Origin of the sequence: Amycolatopsis saalfeldensis, from assembly GCF_900110575.1 — a bacterium.
GTDB lineage: Bacteria > Actinomycetota > Actinomycetes > Mycobacteriales > Pseudonocardiaceae > Amycolatopsis > Amycolatopsis saalfeldensis.
Genome location: NZ_FOEF01000038.1, coordinates 1 through 17,957, shown reverse-complemented (window position 1 = coordinate 17,957; position 17,957 = coordinate 1). Strand labels below are relative to the sequence as shown.

At 67.9% G+C, this 17,957-nt stretch carries 19 protein-coding genes, 1 tRNA gene and 2 pseudogenes; 9 read left to right on the top strand and 13 right to left on the bottom strand.

Translation table 11 applies throughout. The features are described from left to right. Positions 1–60 precede the first annotated feature (60 nt). Positions 61–597, top strand: a complete 537-nt coding sequence (locus BMY97_RS43630) for a nucleoside-diphosphate kinase (RefSeq protein ID WP_218157017.1) — start codon at positions 61–63, stop codon at positions 595–597. A gap of 13 nt (positions 598–610) precedes the next feature. Beyond that, positions 611–931: a hypothetical protein gene (locus tag BMY97_RS43625; protein WP_091629282.1), complete on the top strand. Its 321-nt coding sequence runs from the start codon at positions 611–613 to the stop codon at positions 929–931. Positions 932–980: 49 nt separating this feature from the next. On the opposite strand, the gene BMY97_RS43620 is transcribed toward BMY97_RS43625, so the two are convergent. The 3 genes from BMY97_RS43620 to BMY97_RS43610 form a co-directional block, all read right to left on the bottom strand. Then, on the bottom strand, positions 981–1,391 hold the full coding sequence (locus BMY97_RS43620; RefSeq protein WP_091629280.1) for an NUDIX hydrolase: 411 nt from the start codon (positions 1,389–1,391) through the stop codon (positions 981–983). Next, positions 1,388–2,053, bottom strand: a complete 666-nt coding sequence (locus BMY97_RS43615) for an NUDIX hydrolase (protein ID WP_091629278.1) — start codon at positions 2,051–2,053, stop codon at positions 1,388–1,390. The genes BMY97_RS43620 and BMY97_RS43615 overlap by 4 nt, the downstream gene beginning before the upstream one ends. A 134-nt stretch (positions 2,054–2,187) precedes the next feature. After that, a complete protein-coding gene (locus tag BMY97_RS43610) occupies positions 2,188–2,616 on the bottom strand; it encodes a transcriptional regulator (protein WP_091629277.1) in 429 nt (142 codons plus the stop codon). A gap of 165 nt (positions 2,617–2,781) precedes the next feature. Between BMY97_RS43610 and BMY97_RS43605 the strand changes: the two genes are divergently transcribed. The 5 genes from BMY97_RS43605 to BMY97_RS43585 are packed head-to-tail and all read left to right on the top strand — an operon-like array spanning position 2,782 to position 6,755. Beyond that, the gene (locus BMY97_RS43605; RefSeq protein WP_091629275.1) at positions 2,782–3,057 is read left to right on the top strand and encodes a helix-turn-helix domain-containing protein; all 276 of its coding nucleotides are present in this window, start codon (positions 2,782–2,784) and stop codon (positions 3,055–3,057) included. Continuing rightward, positions 3,051–3,398 carry a WhiB family transcriptional regulator gene (locus tag BMY97_RS43600; protein WP_425425410.1) on the top strand — a complete coding sequence of 116 codons (348 nt, stop codon included), beginning with the start codon at positions 3,051–3,053 and terminating at the stop codon, positions 3,396–3,398. Before BMY97_RS43605 ends, BMY97_RS43600 begins: the two co-directional genes overlap by 7 nt. Beyond that, the gene (locus BMY97_RS43595; protein WP_091629274.1) at positions 3,395–3,724 is read left to right on the top strand and encodes a hypothetical protein; all 330 of its coding nucleotides are present in this window, start codon (positions 3,395–3,397) and stop codon (positions 3,722–3,724) included. Before BMY97_RS43600 ends, BMY97_RS43595 begins: the two co-directional genes overlap by 4 nt. After that, entirely contained in the window at positions 3,721–4,548 is an 828-nt protein-coding gene (locus BMY97_RS43590; RefSeq protein WP_091629272.1) for a hypothetical protein, read from the top strand. The genes BMY97_RS43595 and BMY97_RS43590 overlap by 4 nt, the downstream gene beginning before the upstream one ends. A 20-nt stretch (positions 4,549–4,568) precedes the next feature. Then, entirely contained in the window at positions 4,569–6,755 is a 2,187-nt protein-coding gene (locus BMY97_RS43585) for an FtsK/SpoIIIE domain-containing protein (protein WP_091629302.1), read from the top strand. A gap of 142 nt (positions 6,756–6,897) precedes the next feature. On the opposite strand, the gene BMY97_RS49290 is transcribed toward BMY97_RS43585, so the two are convergent. The 3 genes and pseudogenes from BMY97_RS49290 to BMY97_RS43575 form a co-directional block, all read right to left on the bottom strand. Further along, on the bottom strand, positions 6,898–7,029 hold the full coding sequence (locus tag BMY97_RS49290; RefSeq protein ID WP_281246972.1) for a hypothetical protein: 132 nt from the start codon (positions 7,027–7,029) through the stop codon (positions 6,898–6,900). Positions 7,030–7,067: 38 nt separating this feature from the next. Then, a pseudogene (locus BMY97_RS49750) lies at positions 7,068–7,241 on the bottom strand (ArsR family transcriptional regulator); the annotation flags it as partial. Next, positions 7,231–7,500 carry a hypothetical protein gene (locus BMY97_RS43575; protein ID WP_091629268.1) on the bottom strand — a complete coding sequence of 90 codons (270 nt, stop codon included), beginning with the start codon at positions 7,498–7,500 and terminating at the stop codon, positions 7,231–7,233. The pseudogene BMY97_RS49750 and the gene BMY97_RS43575, both read right to left, overlap by 11 nt. Positions 7,501–8,041: 541 nt before the next feature. Between BMY97_RS43575 and BMY97_RS48030 the strand changes: the two genes are divergently transcribed. Then, positions 8,042–8,764, top strand: coding sequence for an NUDIX hydrolase (locus BMY97_RS48030; RefSeq protein ID WP_218157016.1), 723 nt, complete (start codon positions 8,042–8,044; stop codon positions 8,762–8,764). 350 nt (positions 8,765–9,114) lie between these two features. Here the strand turns inward: BMY97_RS48030 and BMY97_RS47590 are convergent, their stop codons facing one another. From BMY97_RS47590 to BMY97_RS43560, 3 genes are all read right to left on the bottom strand, one after another. After that, on the bottom strand, positions 9,115–9,282 hold the full coding sequence (locus BMY97_RS47590; RefSeq protein ID WP_177231838.1) for a hypothetical protein: 168 nt from the start codon (positions 9,280–9,282) through the stop codon (positions 9,115–9,117). Positions 9,283–9,564: 282 nt separating this feature from the next. Next, positions 9,565–11,064, bottom strand: a complete 1,500-nt coding sequence (locus tag BMY97_RS43565; RefSeq protein WP_091629266.1) for a tyrosine-type recombinase/integrase — start codon at positions 11,062–11,064, stop codon at positions 9,565–9,567. A gap of 164 nt (positions 11,065–11,228) precedes the next feature. After that, positions 11,229–11,305 (bottom strand) — tRNA-Thr (locus tag BMY97_RS43560). A gap of 138 nt (positions 11,306–11,443) precedes the next feature. On the opposite strand from BMY97_RS43560, the gene BMY97_RS43555 reads away from it, so the two are divergent. Then, a complete protein-coding gene (locus BMY97_RS43555) occupies positions 11,444–13,141 on the top strand; it encodes a hypothetical protein (RefSeq protein ID WP_091629264.1) in 1,698 nt (565 codons plus the stop codon). Positions 13,142–13,199: 58 nt separating this feature from the next. Here the strand turns inward: BMY97_RS43555 and BMY97_RS43550 are convergent, their stop codons facing one another. The 4 genes and pseudogenes from BMY97_RS43550 to BMY97_RS48025 form a co-directional block, all read right to left on the bottom strand. Further along, the gene (locus BMY97_RS43550; RefSeq protein ID WP_091629262.1) at positions 13,200–14,399 is read right to left on the bottom strand and encodes a DNA polymerase III subunit delta'; all 1,200 of its coding nucleotides are present in this window, start codon (positions 14,397–14,399) and stop codon (positions 13,200–13,202) included. After that, entirely contained in the window at positions 14,396–16,561 is a 2,166-nt protein-coding gene (locus tag BMY97_RS43545; RefSeq protein ID WP_091629260.1) for a bifunctional MFS transporter/dTMP kinase, read from the bottom strand. Before BMY97_RS43545 ends, BMY97_RS43550 begins: the two co-directional genes overlap by 4 nt. A 146-nt stretch (positions 16,562–16,707) precedes the next feature. Continuing rightward, positions 16,708–17,310: a hypothetical protein gene (locus BMY97_RS43540; protein WP_342744088.1), complete on the bottom strand. Its 603-nt coding sequence runs from the start codon at positions 17,308–17,310 to the stop codon at positions 16,708–16,710. A gap of 421 nt (positions 17,311–17,731) precedes the next feature. Beyond that, positions 17,732–17,957: pseudogene (locus BMY97_RS48025) on the bottom strand (hypothetical protein); the annotation flags it as partial.

The following is a 17,957-nucleotide window of genomic DNA, read 5'->3' as shown; positions in this document are numbered from 1 at the left end:
CTCACAGAAAAGCGTTTTAAGCTTGGACCAAGTTGCAACCTTTTCGTTAGGATTGCTTCCATGGAAGAACAACTCGAAGGGACAACCATGACGGACGCGCCAGACCTCGGCGTAGAGCGCACACTGGTCTTACTTAAGCCTGACGCCATCGCCCGTGGCCTCGTGGGCCGCATCCTCAATCGCTTCGAGGAAGCCGCCCTGAAGATCGTTGGCGTCAAGATGAAGCAGCTGGATCCCGAATTCACCCGAAAGCACTACTTCGACCTTGAAGAACGGGCCGGGGCGGATATCTACAACACAACGGCCGCTTTTATGCAGACCGGCCCCGTCATCGCGTTTGCTCTCGAAGGTGTGGACGCCGTCGCTAAGGTGCGGAAGATCATCGGGTCGACCTTTCCCGACCAGGCTGCGCCGGGCACCGTCCGGGGAGACTTCGCGCATCAAACCAAAGCATCTTCGGAGGTCAGCGGTAAGGCCGTCATGAACCTCGTGCACGCCTCGGGGAATTCAGAGGAGGCGAAGTACGAAGTTGACCTCTGGTTCGACGGCACCGAGCAGTTCCAGTACGAGACCTTGGCTGAGAAATTCGCCTACTGAGCGCGGGACGAGGATGACCGACGACTCCGACGGTCGAAAAACGCGTAGCGACCTGCGTGAGCAGTTCGCGCGCGAGGTTGTCCTAGACCAACGAGTCGCCGCCGAGACAGCGTATGCCCTAGCGTTTCGCTACCGGAACGAGGACGTCGACGGGGAACGGCGGTTCGACATCGCAAAAGTATGGGCTACCCGCGCCGTCGAGCTGCTTGACGGCCTGCCCGCCGACCAGCTCGACGACGTAGCCGCTACGCGTCCGTCCGTCGGCGGCATCGCCATACCTGACTTGTTTCACTCCGGGATCGTCCGGGAGCGTCTCTGTGACGTTTTGCTGTAGCTGCCCCGGCAGCCGTTGTGTGCGACAGCGTCAGGGCCGCCTAGCGTGATCACCGTGACAACGAGGCGTCGAGGTGCGCTTGCACGGGACCGTAGAACGGGTAAGGAACGTAGTCGGTGATCTGATTGCCATCCGACCAAGCGACTTCCGCAAGCTCGTCGTCGTCAACCACAGCAGCCGTGCCACTGACGACCTGGCACGCGACGTAGACCATCGTGCGGCCGGTGTTCGGGTGGACGCGCTCGCCCAGGACTGAGATGTCCTTAACCTCAAGGCCGGTTTCCTCGCGGGTCTCGCGCACTGCGGCGGCGGTCGAGGCCTCGCCGTCCTCGACCTCGCCAGCGGGGAACTGCCAGGACAGGCTCCCCTCTTTCACCTTGCGCCGCACGAGCAGGACGCGACCTTCGTGCACGATGATGGCAGCCGCAATCGCTTTGCGGACTTCTGCTGGCTCCGTCACTCCGCTACCTCCAAGACTTCCAAGATGGGCGGGTATATTCGATCGGCCGGAATGAATCTTGTCAATTCGGATTTCTCGACCCAGACGACACTAACATTCTCCAGGACATCCATGTTCTGCGCCTCCCCGGTCAAGTACTCACACAGCATGTACTCCGCCTGAACATGGGTAATCGGGTGAAGACGGCTGCCGAGCTTGCGCACGATGGAGCAGTGAACGCCGGTTTCGGCGAGCGTCTCTCTGACCGCGACCGTCTCCAGCGCAACGCCTGGCTTGACCATCCCGGCGGGGAACTGCCATGAGATGCCGTTGCCGTCTTCGCCCCGGCGGCAGACGACCAGGACCTTGGCCCCGTCCACGACAACTGCGATCGCGACCCTGAGCGCCTGCACCTCCCCATCAGCACCAGCCGACAGGGAAGACTGCTCACGCTGCTCGACAAGGTGCCTGAACCGGGCTTTTGCCGAGTCGGAGGCGCGATCGAACGCGGTGTCCAGCGCGTCCTGCATCTCCGACCGTGGTGTGACGTCCGGTCCAGAGTGCCAGGCAGCCACCGTCCTCACCGCGACCCCGAGATGCTTGGCGAACCCTTCGTTGCTCATCCGCAGGGCAGCCTGGAGGGCACCGGCTGTCCGCCCGGTCCACGCGTTCACATAGGCCATGGCCAAGGCCTTCGGATATACCGAACTGCACTGCTTCTGCAGTGGTTATGCGTGGGACCTGCACTGGTTATGCATCGTTTGCGACGAGGGTTCGGCGTTGACTGAGATGCATGAAAGCAATCCACCAGAACCCCTTACCGACGACGCGGTTCCCGGCCGTCCGAAACGCGGTCAAGCACCGTTTCGACGCTAGTGTTTATCTCGTCAAGCCGCTCGTTAAGCGCGCTCATTTCGCGAAGCCGAGCAGTAATCTCGCGCAACTGGTGCTCAATGACCGCAAGGCGGCCCGGTATGTCGTCGTCCCCACGTGGCGCGGGCTCCCCAACCTCCGGCGGTCGGCGACCCGCAAGCACCGCCGCCAAGTGGCCGGCGTGCAGGTCAAGCGCGAGCGAAAGCGCCTCAAGCGTCCGGTCACTGCGGCGCCGCTGCGCCGTGTTGTGCTGGATTTCACGAACGGTGGCCTTGGAGACCTGCGAGCGGGCAATGAGCTCGCGCTGGCTGAGATCGAGCTCGGCCATGCGCTGATTGATCGCTCTTGCGACCGCCGCCCAGTCTTCCGACACGTATCCCTCCGCGCTCCGCCTCTACGCCGAGACTAGCGCGGCTCGCGATTCCGCGGCCCACTCTCCGCGCCCGCGCGGACACATTCGGGCTCCTTTGCACCTTTGCGGGATTAAATCATCCCTAGTTTTTGGATTAAATAAGTCTTTCGATCAAAGGGGTCACTCATGGATACCAACCTGAACGTCGGACCGACGTTCTACACAGTCGGGGAAGTGGCGCGCATTCTGCGCGTCAACCCGGTGACGCTGTATCGCGCCATCCGGGACGACGCCTTCCCCGCAGTCCGCATCCGCACTCGCTACGTCGTGCCTGCCGCCGCCCTGAACGAACTGATTGCCGAGGTCACGGCGTCGGGCGGCTGCGTCGACCTCGCCGATCTGATCGCCAAGCGCCGGATGGAGCGCGAGGCCGGCCGGGTGGCAGGAGGTGCGTCGTGGTGAGCCGGGACAACTTCAAGGAGATTGCCGCCTACCTGGATCGGTACGCCGTCGTGCCGGATGACGTGCTTGCTGAGGTGGTGACACGGGACGGTCTGTGTTTCTGGGCGTTCGACCGCTCGGAGATGCCGGAACTGTCCGGAGAGGACGACCCGGACCGGGAGTTGGCTGCTCGCCTGTGCGCCGGATGCCCGGTCATGAGCGAGTGCTTGGAACTCGAACTGCGGTCGGCCGGTGCCCAGACGGTCGGGGTCTGGGGCGCGCTGCCGGAGTCCGACCGGCGGGCGGTCTATCAGGCCTGGCGGGTGCGCCGGGCCGGTCGCCGAGGGGGTGAGCAACGATGACGGTCAACCTGACACCGACCCAGATCCTCGCGGGGATCGGCATCCTGCTCGCCTTGTTCGTGGTGTGGCGGTTCTGTGCACGCAAGGCACGCCGAGCAGCCGACGCGGCACGCGCATCCGCACGGATCGTGTCGCTAGCCGGACGCGTCCTGTTCATGGGTGCCGCGTTCACGGGCGTTCAGTGGCTGGTGATCACGCATCCTCGGAATCCGACGCTGCTGCTCGTGGTGCTCGGTGTGCCGGACCTGATCGCTGCTCACGTCCTCACCAGGGCATTGACGCTCACGTCGCTGGACGCCACCAAGCCTCGGCGAGGTCGGCGATGACCGAGCCGAGGAGCGGAAACAACCGGTCGGGGCGGGTGGCCGCCGTCCGGCGGCCACCCGCCCCGACCCGGGCACAGCGCCTCGCGGCCGATGCGGCGGATGCCGCTGAGGTGCGCCGCTGGCAGGACAACCCCGATGTGATCGCCCTCCGTGTCGAGCGCGTCCGGTCGCAGGTGGACCGGCTGTGCTGGGTGGGGATCGTGCTCGGTTTGGCGTTCACGATGGCCAACGTGCAGTGGTTCGCCTCTGCCGGCTCGGTCCCGTGGTCGCTGCCGTGGCTGGGCGCATGGTTGCTAGACCCAACCGTGTCGCTGGTGCTGCTGGCGATCCTGCGGGCCGAGCAGGTGACCGCGCGGTACCAGGTCCACACAGGCCGGTGGGTTCGGGCGGCGAAGTGGCTGGCGCTCGGAGCCACGTACGCCATGAACGCGTGGGCGTCGTTCACGGCCGGATCGCTGTCCGGCGTGGTGCTGCACTCGGTACCCCCGCTGATCGTGTTCGCCGCTGCCGAGGCGGTCACGGATCTCCGGGACAAGCTCACCGAAGCCGTGAAGGTGGCGTTCACGGATGCAGCCGATGGCGCCGAGCCCATCGATCGGCGAACCGTTCATGAACCTAGGTCCCGGCGGACGACTGCGGCTCGACGAAAGTTGTTCGCCGACTACCTCGCCGACGCGCGCGCCGCCTGGTCGGCCGACGTCGTCGTCACCCCGGCGTGGGTTCGTGAGGTCACAGGCTGTTCGCGTGGTCTATCGCCTCGGCTCGCCGCCGCGCTCGTAGCGGAACTCGACATCAGCGAATCCGGGAGGGAGCACAAGTCATGACAACCGACGAGAACATCTCCATGAACACGGCGGCCGAGCCCGTGAACGGCGCCAAGCTCCCTGCCCGAACTGACTCCCGCGCCGTCGAGCACGTCGGTCCGGTGCTGGACGGCGAGCTGATCGATGACACGTTGCCCCAGCCGCGCCGCCGGACGGTCCGGCGGAGGTTCGTGCGGTGGTGGCTGCACTCGCCTCGCGTGCCGTTGTGGCTGAAGAGCAGGCCACAGGCGGTCCAAGCTGCAAAGGACGCGGCGGTGGCGGTGCTGCGGTCGCCGTGGCGCTACTGCGGCGCGGTGGTACGCGGTGTCGTGGTTGGTGTCCGGTGGTGGCGCCTGTGGGTGCGCGTCGCCGACTACCGAATGGCGGCTGAGGAGTCGGAGAAGCTCGCCGACAAGTTCACGGAGATCCGTGAACTCACCCTGTTCCGATGGAAGGTCACCGGCGCCGTGTTCGCCGTCGTCGCGCTGGTGGTCGCGGTGGTCGATCTCGTGTACGGCAGCGATCCACTGTGGATCGCCGGGGCGGCCACGTCGGTGGCGCTGGCGATCCTCGGGCGCCGCCGGGACGGTAGTCCCGGGCGGAAACCGGCGCTGGCCGGTCCTCGGACGCTGACGTGGACGATGGACCCGCAGGTCCTGGTGGACGCGTTCCGGGACGCGAAGCTGATCGGCAAAGACGAGACGCTTCGGCTAGTCGAGCGCGCCACGCGCGTCGGTGACGGGTGGGCGGTCATGGTCGACCTGCCCGCAACCCGCAAGGCCGCCGACGTCGTCAAGCATCGGGACGCCCTCGCCTCGGCGCTGGCGGTTGATGAGGTGCAGCTCATCGCGGAACGGGTCCGAGGGAACGGCGGCCACGCCGGGCGGGTGTCGATGTGGGTGGCCGATGCGGACCCCTACAGCAAGCCGCCGGTGCGGACACCGCTGCTTGGGGTGTCCAGGTGGGATGCGTGGCGGCCGGTGCCATTCGGCCGCGACGCTCGGGACCGGCGGATTGATCTGCCGTTGGTGTGGACTTCTTTGCTCGTGGGTGCGATCCCCCGGCAGGGAAAGACGTTCGCCGCCCGGCTCGCGGCCGCCGGCCTGATTCTGGACGCTTGGGTTCGGCTGTACGTGGCGGACTTCAAAGCCGGGAAGGACTGGGACGCCGCCGGACACGTCGCCCACCGGTTCATGTCCGGTGACGAACCCGAGCACGTCTTGGCACTGGTGGACTGGCTGGTCGAACTCGTCGGCGAGGTTCAGGGCCGGTTCCGGCGCATGCGAGATCTCGACGACGTGATCTGCCCAGAATCGAAGGTCACCCCGGACATGTCCCGAGACTCCGCGTTGGACATGCCGATCACCGCAGTGTTCATCGACGAAGTTCAGGTTCCGCTGGAGGACCGGACGCCTGTGGTGGTGCAGGGAAAGAAGGTTCCAGCAGGTGAGTACGTCGGCGAGCTGCTGACCTGGCTGGCGAAGAAGGGACCAGCCGCCGGAATCGTGCTCGTGCTTGCCACGCAACGGCCGGATTCGAAGACGATCCCGTCCGGCCTTCGCGCGGTGCTCGGATCCAGGTTCGCGCTGCGGGTGATGGACTGGCGAGACTCGAACATCGTGCTCGGCGAGCAGATGAACACACGAGGGTTCGACTCGTCCCGGCTGCTGCCATCTCACAAGGGCGTCGGCATCCTGCGTCCTGATGGTGATACCGCCGCTGGGGCCGACGTACTAGCCACGACGGTCCGGACCTACTACATGCCGAACGAGGACTGGCAGACCATCTGTCAGCAGGGCCGGGCACTACGGGAAGCAGCCGGGACGCTCACCGGCCACGCGGCCGGGCAGGACACCCGCCCCGTACTTGATCGCGTGGCGGTGGCGCACGCTATCGGCTCACGCGGAACGCCACCGACAGTACCTGCGGAGCGCATTGAGCTGCCGGAGCCGCTCGCGGCCGTCGTCGACTACCTCGGCGACGAACTCGACGAAGGCGGCCGGGAGTTCGTGCCGACCGCAGAATTGGTCGAGGCACTTGCCGTCGAGCCGACCGCGTTCGGGCGGCAGATGAACGACCATGGCTGCCGACCCGAGCGCTTCCGGGTGCCCGGCGAGGACGGCCGGACGAAGCAAGTACGCGGCTATGCCACGGCTGATATTCGGGCCGCCGTTGATGCCGTCGCGGCGTGCTCAGTCGATCCCGGCGGCGGGGAGGACGACCCGTAGCCCGTCACAACCCGTCTCAGGTACCCGTCACGCCGTCCCCAGCGGCGTGACGGGTACAAACCCCTGCCGACCAGGCGATACGAGGTATGGGACGGGTGAGACGGGTTCGCCAAAACCCGTCTCACCCGTCCCGAAACGGCCCTCAGCGGCCGGATTCACAGCCCCGCTGGCGCTGCTCGGTATTGCCCACCAGCTCGATCACATTGGCCAGGACAGCTTGCAGCGCCGCAAGATGGGCGGCGAAGCGATCACTGCCGATCGGGTCAGCCGCCACACCGTGTGCGTGTCATGACGCTCCCCCTCGACGTACTCAGCTTGGCGCAGACGAGCGAGCCGAGTCGACAGCACGTTCTGCCTCATCCCCAGCCTCTGGCTGATCTCGCCGGACTCGTGCCATCGGTTGTCCGCCAGGGCAGCCACGATGAGAAGTCGGTCAGGGTGGGTAAGCCATCGATCCAGGTCACCGAACCGCAAGCTACGAGGCACGCTTATTCCCGGTCTGATCGGCGCCGCGCTCGATCACCTTGGGATCGGGCGTGGGAGTCAGGCGCAAGCACGACTCGCACGGCATCCCTTGCAGCCGTTCGAGCAACTCAAGCTGCCCAGGACCGAACATCAGTCCGCACAGCGCGGTCAGCCGCTCCGGCGCCGCGTCCTCCGGAGGAACCTCGAACACGTGCACCACTCGACGTGTCTCTCCGACCGTGCCCGGCAGCGGGCGCGCGACGAAGAGCCGCACGGTCACTTGGCACCCCGCAGCGCGTGGCGTCCGGCGAGAGCGGGCGCGATCGGGGCGCTACCCGCTCCCGCCGGAACCTCGGTCCGGCCGACGCTGGCCGGAGTACATGGGCGCGCGAACAACCGCCGCCAGATAGATCGCTTGAGATGCCGAGGGCGCGCCGTCCGCTCGGCTGCGTCCCGCAGCGTTGCGCGCGCGGCCAAAAACGCGTGGCATCGCCGACACGGAGTACCCGGCGGGCACAGAACCGACGCGACGTCCACAACGTGGCCGCACACCGCCTCATATCGGCCCTGCCCCGCCCGCATCCCGGCCAAGAACTGCTCATCAGTGACCGCGTGGTCGCGCCCATCGACGACACAGCGATACCAACTCAGATACAACCCGGCGACCTTCCCTGGCCGTTCGTTGCTCACCCGCAAGCCTTCCATCATGGGTCGAAAATGACCTTTGTGAGAGAATGAAATAAGTCTCTGGTCGGTGCGGACTGCCAACCAGGACACGCACACGACTTGTGGGCGCCACAAGGACGACGAGGGGAGCGGAGATGCAGGACATCAGCGGGGAACAGCCGGCACCCCGGACACTGCTCGAACAACTGATCTGGGAACGGCGGCAGACCTTCGAGGAATTCGCCGAGTTCGCCGAGAAGTTCGCTCGCGAACACGACGAGCCGGGCACGCTCAGCGTGCGGCACCTCGGTCGGCTCGTCGCCGGTACCCACCCAGACGGAAGGCCGCTCGGCGCCGTTCGCCCGGCCACGGCCCGTCTCTTGGAGCACATTTTCGGGCTAAGCATCGATGAGCTGCTTGCGCCGATGGACCGGCCGACCGCGACCGCGTTTCAGCCGCTACGGGTCGCGGTTGCTGTGGTCATCCGGGGCTCAGAGGTACTCATCGTCTGCCGCCGAGCTGAGGACGCAACCGGCCTTTCCTGGCAGTTCCCCGCCGGAGTAGTCAAGCCGGGCGGACGCCCGGCAGTGGTCGCGGTACGCGAGACACTGGCCGAAACGGACGTCCATTGCGTCGTGACGCGCAAGCTCGGCATACGCCTGCACCCGACGACCGGCGTCCTATGTGAGTACGTCCTGTGCGACTACGTGGCAGGCGAGGTGCGCAACGTCGACGTAGTCGAGAACGTCGCGGCAATCTGGGTGGACCGCGCCGACTTGACGCAGTTCGTTCCTGCTGCGCAGGTCTACGGGCCAGCGCTGCGCGCCCTCGAAGTCATGGGCACCCCATACGCAGCTGGCCAAGGTCCGCTGGACTGAAGGAGAGCCCTAAGAAAACGTCGGAAGTTCGTCACCGTCGCTGAAAGGCTGTAGCCACTGGGGGGTGGAACGTCCACTGCCCGTCCACGCCATCGAGTTCGAGCGTGAACCGCCAGATTGGTTCACCCCTGTCTCGTCCCCACGAGCGATCCACGATCGTTCCACTTCGGAATCGGCCTGGCTTCTCTGTGCGGTTGAAGACCATCACCCGCATCCCGGGCAACCAATCGTCACCCCAACGCGCCTCAGACATGACCGATCCAACCACTCGTACTGAGCGAACCCAACGATCCCACATCGTGGCCCGGCTGGGATCAGCCACTGCGGTGACCCCAGCCGGAAGCTACGAACTAGTCGTTCTTGTGCTTGGTCTTGTCGACCTGCACGTAACCCTGCCCCGGCTTCGGAGTCGGCGGTAGGGGCTTGCCCTCGATTGCAGTGATCTCGGTCTTGCTGCCCGGGACCTTGTACTGCCCGGAGGAGGGCGCCGGAGTACCCGGCGAGATCTTCTTGGCCATCGTTGGTCATCCATATCTGCGAGCTCGAACACCTCAGAGACAGACAGCCTTGATGTCGGCCACTACCGGCTAGTACGGTCGCAGAGCACGCCAATGCACTGGACCCCGGCCGAGGTGTTGACCCCGGTCGGGGTCTTTCCTGTTCGCGTCGCCTGAAGTCTAGCGGACGTCACCGACACTTTCGCGCAGCCGACACCACATGTAGCCCACCTGAGTCACGCCGCCCCTATGCGTAGTGGTGTCGTAGCTCATAGCGAACAAATGTGCGAATCGCCGCCTGGACTACTCCCCGCGACGCTCATGCAGGCCGACAACCTTCGCAGGTTCCGCATCGGCAGCAGTCGCCGGGTCGACGACCACGGCGCGTTTGCCACGGCTCACGCTGACCAGTCCGGCGGCCCTGAGTTGTGCGATGGCGCGCTGCGCGGTCCCGAACGACACGCTGTATCGCTTCGCGAGATCGACGACCGTAGGAAGCTGATGACCCGGCGCGAGCACCCCGGCGACGATGGCGCCTTGAAGATCCTTGGCAATCCGCTTGTACGGGCTCTCATACTCGGCCGCAACCTCCGGCGCGGCCGTGGCAAGCTTGCCCTCCGCGCTGAGCGCGACGGGCAGATCAGGCAGCCGACTGGCGAGCGTGCCCGACGCTCGGTCATCAGCCTCGGCAACCCAAGCGCTGTAGACGCGCAGCGTCGTCGTGCCGCCGCCACCATGGCCGAGACGACCGGCGACCGTGCGGATATCGGTCCCAGCGGCGATCAGCTCGGTTGCGGAGTAGTGCCGAAGCTGGTGAATGTTCATGTCCCAGCCGAGACGGGCGCACATTCGCACGTAACGCTGGCTCACCGAGTCGGGCTTGAGCCACGTGCTGCCGTCCGGCATGAGCGAGAAGATCCTGGCCTCGGGCTTCAAGCTCTTCAACCCGGCGCGTTGCGCACAGTGCTCCCGATACGAGCGCAGCAACGCCACCGTGGGCTCGTCCAGCGAGATACGGCGCTGCTGGTGCGTCTTGGTCTCCATCTCCCAGGTCTTGCCGCCCGACTGCGCGATGCTGCTCCGAACGGTCAAGATGCGGGTCGAGAAGTCGAGCCGGTCCCAGGCGAGGGCGCAAAGCTCACCTCGGCGTGCGCCCGTGATGAACGCGAGCCACACGAGCATTCCCCAGTCGAGATCTCGCCACGCCTCCGTAGCGATGCGAGCGGCCTGTTCCACCGTCGGCGGCTTGGGTTCGGGCCGAGGCACCGGAAGCGGCTCGGCCAGATCGAACGGGTTGACGCCGATCCAGCCCCAGCGCACTGCCCGCTTGCCAGCGCCGGACAGGATCGCCTGGATCTTGCGGATTGAGCTGTCGGCCAGCGGCTTGCACTTGTGCGGACCACAGCGGCCGTCGCAGTCGTGCGGCCGGTCGGTGCGGTGCTCGACGAAGCCACGACCCCGGCAGTGAGCGCGGCACGTCCGGAGTTGCTTGTAGAACGAATCCAGGATCTCGCCATCAAGCTTGCTGAGTACGGAGTCGCCGAGCAGCGGCTGGATGTGGTTCCGGACCAGAGATTCATAACCCGTGCGGGTGGTTTCTTCGATCTTCGTCAGCTCGAAGTACCGGCCGATCAGCTGCGTGACGGTCGCACGGGTTCGCGAGCTGCGCTTTTCGTCGACCTGGTTGAGAAACTTTGTCCGGAGCTTCTCCGCTTCGACTGCGGCTTTGGGACCAGCAGGTACTACCTCGTCCAGGTAGTACCGCTTCTTGGTCACGGGATCGATGCCGGCGTAGACCTTCACCCTGAGTGACCCACTGGGGAGCTTCACGATCTCGCCGCGAGTACGCTACCGAGGGCCGTTTGCGCTGGTCATGTAGCCAGCGTAAACCCCGGTCGGCTACACGGATGGCTACACAGAAAGCAACCAGGGACCCTCCGGATTCCGGAAAGTCCCTGGTCAAGTACTGGAGCCGCCTAGGGGAATCGAACCCCTGACCTATTCATTACGAGTGAATCGCTCTGGCCGACTGAGCTAAGGCGGCATGTCGCGTGGCTCGCGCCGTGCGACGTCGACAAGTGTAGCGGAGGCGCGCCGCGTCACCTTGCGGGGGCGGCGTCGTTAGGGTCCTATGACCCCGGTCTCACTTCACGATCGGCCTATCAGCTGGAGGACTCGGCATATGCGGCGAAGACTGCCCCGCGCGGTGGCCCTGCCGGCAGCCGCGGCGTTGCTGCTGCTCACTGCGGGGCCTGCGGCCGCGCAGGAGATCCCCACGACGCCGATCCCCCAGCCGGGGAATCCGAACCAGCCCCCGGCGTCGGCGCCGATCGGGCCACAGCCGCTCGGGCACGCGGTCGGCGACGCGGGCACCGCGCTCGGCGTCCTGCGGCTCCTGCCCAACGCGGTGACCACCCAGACGATCCTGCCCGGCTTCGGGCAGACGCTGCCCAAGCAGTCGGCGTTCGAGGCCGGCATGGGCCTGTCCAGCGCGTCGGCGAACTCGGAGTCGTACCTGAGCTACGAGCGGTCGATCGCGCAGGCGTCGCCGTTCGGGATCGCGGTCGGCGGCCAGGCGCCGCAGACGCCGGGCAGCATCGTGCAGACCGCGCTGCCCGACAACCCGAAGGAGACCAGCGGCGGCATCAACGCGCCGTCCAACCCGCTGCTCAACATCGGCGTGCTGAACGGCACCGCGCACGCCCGCTGGAGCGACTCCCTCGGCCCGTGCGTCGACACGATCGCCGACGCGAGCACTTCGGTCGCGAGCCTCTCGCTGCTGAACGTGATCCCGTCGCTGCCGCAGATCCCGTTGCTCGGCAACGGCGGACTGAGCCTGCCGCAGAACACGAAGCTGGCGCAGGGCTTCGATCCGGCCAGCGGCCTGCAGAGCCTCGGCGGCCTGCTGTCGGGCGGCGGCCAGACCGCGGCCGGTGGCGCCGGCTCCCTGCTGAGCCTGCCGAACACCCTGTCGTCACGCTCGCAGGTGCGGCTCGTGGACATGCCGGGCTCGAAGAACAAGGCCGTGGAGTCGACGTCGACGCTGCAGGCCGCGGACATCGACATCCTCAAGGGCACGCCGCTGGAGCTGAGCATCAAGGTCGCCAGCCAGCCGACGCTGAAGGTGACCTCGACCGGCGACGAGAAGACGTCGAAGGTCGACTACACCGCGCCCGTGCTGACCATCACGGCCGGGGGCAAGACGCTGTACACGCTCGACGCGGCGCACCCGACCAAGGACATCCCGATCGGGCTGCCGCTGTCCGGGCTGAGCGACCAGTTCGGGGCGCTGAACAACATCCCGGTGGTCGGCGGCCTGGTGTCCACCGCGACCAAGGGCATCCAGCAGGTCGGCACCACCGCCGGCACCGTGCTGGACCTGGGCGTGCTGCGGCTGAGCATCGCGGGCCTCGAGCAGAAGGGCGCGGAGGCGACCACGCCGTTCAAGGGCTACCAGCTGGGCGCTTCGGCACGGCTGTTCGACCTGCAGGTGCTCCCGACGAAGAACCTCAAGGACCTGCTCCCGGCCGGCGCCGGGGACAACCTGCCGTCCTCGCTCGCGCAGCTCTCGCTGGGCGAGACGATCGCCCGCGCGTACGCCCCGACAGGCGGCGTGGTCTGCGGCAGCACCAGCCCCCCGCCGGCGGGCGGGGCGCAGCCGCAGGGCCCGACGAAGAACCTGGCCTACACGGGCGCGTACGACACGGTCCCGCTGTTCTGGGTCGGCACGGCGATGCTGCTGATGGGCGTGGTCATGGTGGCGGCGTTCCCGAGCCGTCGCCGGCTGCCTGGCCTGGTCACGCTCCACCCGGCGCCGGGCACCAGCCCCGAGCCGGACGAGCCGAAGCCGTTCAAGCCCTCACCGCGGCCGCGCGAGTGAGCTGAACTCCTCCGAAAGTCGAACGGCCCGTGCGAAGTTCGCGCGGGCCGTTCGGCGTTCAGCCTTGGCGGAGCGTGGTCACCATGGCCTCGACGGCGATGCGCGGCTTGACGTTCAGCCCGATCGCCTCGCGGCACTCCAGGACGGCTTCCAGCCGGCGAAGCGTCGACTCCGGCGTCCACGCCGACGCGGCGGACTCGATCTCCGACGCGTGGTCCGGGTGGTTCAGGGTCGCGCCCGAGCGCGCGGTGGTGACGAGGACGTCGCGGTAGAAGGCCGCCAGGTCGATCAGCGAGAGGTCAAGCGTGTCGCGCTGGGTCCGGGTGGAGCGGGACTTCTGGCGCTTCTCCAGCTGCTTCACGGCGGCCTCGGCAGCGCGCTTGGCCCCCGCGACGCCCTTGCCGATGCCGTCGCCGCCCATCGCGGTGCGCAGCTCGGAGCGTTCGGACTCGTCGCGGACCTTGCTCTCCTCGCCCGCGTCCGCCTCCGCGGCGCTGATCAGCTGATCGGCGCAGGTGAAGACGTCACTGGGCCGCCGCAGGCCCAGTGGAATGCGCAGCACGGTGGCGCGACGCTGGCGTGTGGCCTCGTCCGTGGCGAGCCGGCGCGCCCGGCCGACATGGCCGCCGCACACCGAAGCCGCCCACTGCGCGCGGTCCGCTTCAAGGCCGTCGCGGGTCATCAGGACCTGCGCGATCGCCTCCGGCGGCGGAGTCCGCAGCGGCACCAGCCGGCACCGGGAGCGGATCGTCACCGACACGTCGTCCGGGTGGTCCGACGGCGCGCACAGCAGGAAAACGGTCCGTTCCGGCGGCTCTTCGACCGCCTTCAGCAGCGCGTTCGACGCGCCTTCGGTGAGCCGGTCGGCGTCCTCGATGACGACGACCTGCCAGTCCCCTGTGGACGGTCGGCGGGCGGCGGCCTGTACCAGCGCGCGCATCTCCGCGACCGAGATCGAAAGGCCTTCCGGAGCGACCAGCCGGACGTCGGCGTGCGTGCCCGCCATCGTCGTGCGGCAGCCCGGGCAGGCGCCACAACCGGTGCCAGTACTGCATTCCAGCGCCGCGGCGAACGCCCGCGCCGCGACCGAACGCCCCGAGCCCGGCGGCCCGGTGAGCAGCCACGCGTGGGTCATCGCCCCCGGCGCGACGGGCTCGCCCGCCACGATCTTCGCCGCCGCCCTGGCGGCCGACGACAGCGTCTCCAACGCCGGCTCCTGGCCGACGAGTTCCGCCCAGACGCCGATCGGCGCGCTCACTTCGCCTCCACTTCGGACGCTTCCGGCGTCGGCCCGGACGCCGCCTCAGCCTCGACGGTGTCCGCCTTGGCCTCCGCTTCGGCAGGCACCGCGGTTTCGGCCACGGGAGCTTCGGGAGCTTCGGGCGGCTCGGTCGGGGCCAGCCCGGAGAGCCGGCCGACGAACACCGCGCGCACGGCCGTGCGGACGCGTTCGGCCACCTCGTCGTCGGTGCCGTCGGCGTCGACGACCACGTAACGGTCGGGGTCGGCCGCGGCCATCTCGGCGAGCAGGACCCGCACCCGCCACTGGTCGTTCAGCGAAGCCTGCGCCGGGCCCGCGTCGCGTGCGCCGGGGTCGGCGTCGAGCAGCACGGTGAGGTCCGGCCGCAGCTTGCCGGTCGCCCAGTCGGCCAGACCGTCCAGCTCATCGGTGTCGAGCCCGGCGACGGCCGAGAGGTGCGCGAGCGGCGAGTCGACGAACCGCTCCATCACGACCACCGAGCCCTTGGCCAGCGCCGGTTCGATCTCGCGTTCCACCAGATCGGCGCGGACGGCCGCGGCGAGAAGCGCCTTCGCCCGTACGCCGGAGATCGAGGAGGACGAGACGAGCGAAGCGAACTGCTGGTCGTCGGACACCGAGCCCTTGGCCAGCACCACCGGGCGCGTGCCGCGGTCGAGCCAGCGGGAAAGCCGCGCGGCCTGGCTGGTGGTGTTGATGGCCGTGGTGCCCTCGAGGGCGATGAGGAAGCCGTTGACGCGGCGTGGGCTGCGGCGCAGCGCGTTGCGCACGTCGGCGAGGATCTTCTCGGTGCGGCGGTCGTCCATCTGCCGGTAGGCGATGATGCCCAGCAGCACGGCCAGCGCGCCGCCGCCGATCATCACCGGGCGCGTGCCGTCGACGGTCACCGGGCTGCCCCAGACGTTGACCGTCCGCGGCTGCACGAGGCCGATCAGCAGCGGCGCCGCGATCGTCGAGCCGAACAGGACGATCTTGAGCATCGACTGGTAGATCGCGTTGATCCGGCCGCGGATGGCGTCCTCGACCCGGGAGCCGATGATCGTCACGCCGGTGAGGAACGCCGTGCCGGCCCAGATCCCGACCGACGCCACGGCGATCAGCGAAACCGCCAGGTGCGGCGAAAGGGCCACGACCACCAGCGACAGTCCGGCCGCGATGATCGAGATCCCGAACAGCCGGTCGTGGGCCAGCCGCCGCGCGAGCTTCGGCGCGACGGCCATGCCGGTCGCCAGTCCGAGGAAGACGGCGAGCACCAGCAGGTTGAACGCCGCGTCACCCGCGAGCAGCGAAGAGGAGTAAGGCTTGGCGGAGCCGATCACCGCCCCGCCGGCCGCGAACGCGCCGAACGCGCCGATCAACAGCCCTCTCACCAAGGGAGTGCTGCGGACGAACTTGGCGCCGTCGCGGACCATCGCGCCGAAGCCGAACTTCTCCTCGTCCGCCGGTTTGACCTTCGGCTGGGCCACCGTGTGGACGTTGCGCAGCGAGAGCTCGGGGATGCGGGTCGCGATCAGGATGCCGCTGGTCAGGTACAGCAGGCCGGTGACGACCACGACCAGCTTCGCGATGTAGAGGTCGGCGGTCTGGCCGGGGAAGAGGTGGAACGTCGAGTTCACGCTGAGGATCAGCGCGTTGGCGCCGGCCGCGGTGATCACCGCCAGGCCGTAGGTCATCACCATGCCGAGCTGGTTGGCCGTCTCGACCTGGTCCGGCCGGCGCAGCAGGTTCGGCACCGCCGCGTCCTTCGACGGGATCCACATGATCGAGCAGCAGCCGACGAAGAAGTTGCCGACGAAGATCCACCACGGCGCGCCGACGATCGCGATCGAGAGCAGGAAGCCGCAGCGCAGGAAGTCGCAGATCACCATGACCTTGCGCCGGTCGAACCGGTCGGCCAGCAGGCCGCCCAGCGGGGCGAACAGCAGGCCGGGCAGCAGGTTGGTGAGCACGACGCCGACGAACGCGAAGTTCTGCGCCGTGTAGTTGTTGAGCAGCTTGGTGCTCAGGCTGGTCAAGGCCAGCAGGTTCAGCCAGTCGGCGGCGCTGCACAGGTAGGTGACGCCCCAGAGCCGACGGAATGGCCGGATCGCCAGTACCCGGCGGACCCGGTGGATCGTGGACGCCTCGGCGCCCGCCGACCCGCCCGGATCGGCTCCGGGCATGGACCGTACGCCCTCGCTGATACGCCCACCCCACTCGTCACGGCGGCGCCGGGGGCCCCATCGGATCCCCCGACCGTGTCGTCAGGGTAGACCGGCCGCCGATGCGGGCGCGGCACCGGCCCGGGTGTGCGGCGGTGGGCCGGAGGTCAGTCGAACAGCCCGGCCACACTGCTGACCAGGCTCGACACCATGGTGATCGCGACGACGCCGAAGACGACGAGCAGCAGCACGGCGATGACGACCCCCGCCGCGTTCGTCGACGGGCGGCCGAAGCTCGGCATGCCGATGGTGGGCAGCCCGCGCTTGCGCACCTGCCGTTCGGCAAGCTCTTCCTCGATGTCGTCGTCGGCGAGGTCGGCCCGCGGCTTCGGCCGGGGCCGCGGCACCTTCTTCAGCAGCTCGGGCGCGCGGGTCGGCCACGTCCGCTGCCGTGGCAGCAGGCCGAGCGGCACGCCGTCAGGCCGGATTCCCGCGGGCTGGACGGCCTCGGCCGGACGCGGGCCCGGCTGCACGTCCTCCCGCAGCGCCTCTTCGACCATCCGCTTGACGACCTCGGGGTCGTGCTTGACCGGACGCGCGGTCGGCAGCCGCCCAGCCTCGTCCGCAGCCGTCGCCGGCGGCGCCTCGGCCGCCGTGACCAGCCCGGAAAGCGGATCGGCGAACGTCTCACCGCCGATTGGCTCGGCCAGCGTTCCGTCACGCTCCGGATCGGGGGCATTGAAGAAAGGAGCCCCACCGTTCATGCCCATGGTGACCACCTCACTACGGAATGTCCTCGCCTTCCAGTGTCAACGACAGTCGCCGTTCGCGCATCCGCCCAATGGCCGCAGAAAACCACCCGGCCGTGGCGCCCGCACGCCGACTTCCGCAGCAGTGTCCCAACCCCCGCCATTCGCGGTCGACCGCCGGACGGGACTTCAGGGGGTGAGCCCACTCACACAATGGTGACACAGGGTGACGCCACGCTGGTCCACTTCGGTCGCGCCACCGCCCAGCCAGAGCAAGGCGAGCGGATTGCGGGGTTGATAAGTCGACTCGCCGCACACGACAGGATGGCGGCATGCGTTGACCCGAATGCCCTCCGGCCAACCCCGCGATTCGAGCCGACTCCACGGCTCTGGCTGACCCTGTGACTCTGGCTGGCTCCGCGACTCTGGCTGGCTCCGCGACTCAAGATCCAGCCAGAGCCGCGACTCTGGCGCGCTCTGCGACTCTGGGCCCACCCCGAGACTCCGACTCACTGCGTGACCCTGGACTCCGGCCAGCCCACGACTCCAGCTCACTCCGCAGCTCCGGCTCCGGCTCCTGCTCCTGCTCCTGCTCCTGCTCCTGCTCCTGCTCCTGCTCCTGCTCCTGCTCCTGCTCCTGCTCCTGCTCCTGCTCCTGCTCCTGCTCC

Excerpts from the sequence above, each read along its gene's own strand:
- BMY97_RS43630 (WP_218157017.1), top strand. The coding sequence starts at position 61 with ATGGAAGAACAACTCGAAGGGACAACCATGACGGACGCGCCAGACCTC.
- BMY97_RS43625 (WP_091629282.1), top strand. The coding sequence starts at position 611 with ATGACCGACGACTCCGACGGTCGAAAAACGCGTAGCGACCTGCGTGAG.
- BMY97_RS43615 (WP_091629278.1), bottom strand. The coding sequence starts at position 2,053 with ATGGCCTATGTGAACGCGTGGACCGGGCGGACAGCCGGTGCCCTCCAG.
- BMY97_RS43605 (WP_091629275.1), top strand. The coding sequence starts at position 2,782 with ATGGATACCAACCTGAACGTCGGACCGACGTTCTACACAGTCGGGGAA.
- BMY97_RS43595 (WP_091629274.1), top strand. The coding sequence starts at position 3,395 with ATGACGGTCAACCTGACACCGACCCAGATCCTCGCGGGGATCGGCATC.
- BMY97_RS43590 (WP_091629272.1), top strand. The coding sequence starts at position 3,721 with ATGACCGAGCCGAGGAGCGGAAACAACCGGTCGGGGCGGGTGGCCGCC.
- BMY97_RS43585 (WP_091629302.1), top strand. The coding sequence starts at position 4,569 with ATGAACACGGCGGCCGAGCCCGTGAACGGCGCCAAGCTCCCTGCCCGA.
- BMY97_RS48030 (WP_218157016.1), top strand. The coding sequence starts at position 8,042 with ATGCAGGACATCAGCGGGGAACAGCCGGCACCCCGGACACTGCTCGAA.
- BMY97_RS47590 (WP_177231838.1), bottom strand. The coding sequence starts at position 9,282 with ATGGCCAAGAAGATCTCGCCGGGTACTCCGGCGCCCTCCTCCGGGCAG.
- BMY97_RS43555 (WP_091629264.1), top strand. The coding sequence starts at position 11,444 with ATGCGGCGAAGACTGCCCCGCGCGGTGGCCCTGCCGGCAGCCGCGGCG.
- BMY97_RS43545 (WP_091629260.1), bottom strand. The coding sequence starts at position 16,561 with ATGCCCGGAGCCGATCCGGGCGGGTCGGCGGGCGCCGAGGCGTCCACG.
- BMY97_RS43540 (WP_342744088.1), bottom strand. The coding sequence starts at position 17,310 with ATGGGCATGAACGGTGGGGCTCCTTTCTTCAATGCCCCCGATCCGGAG.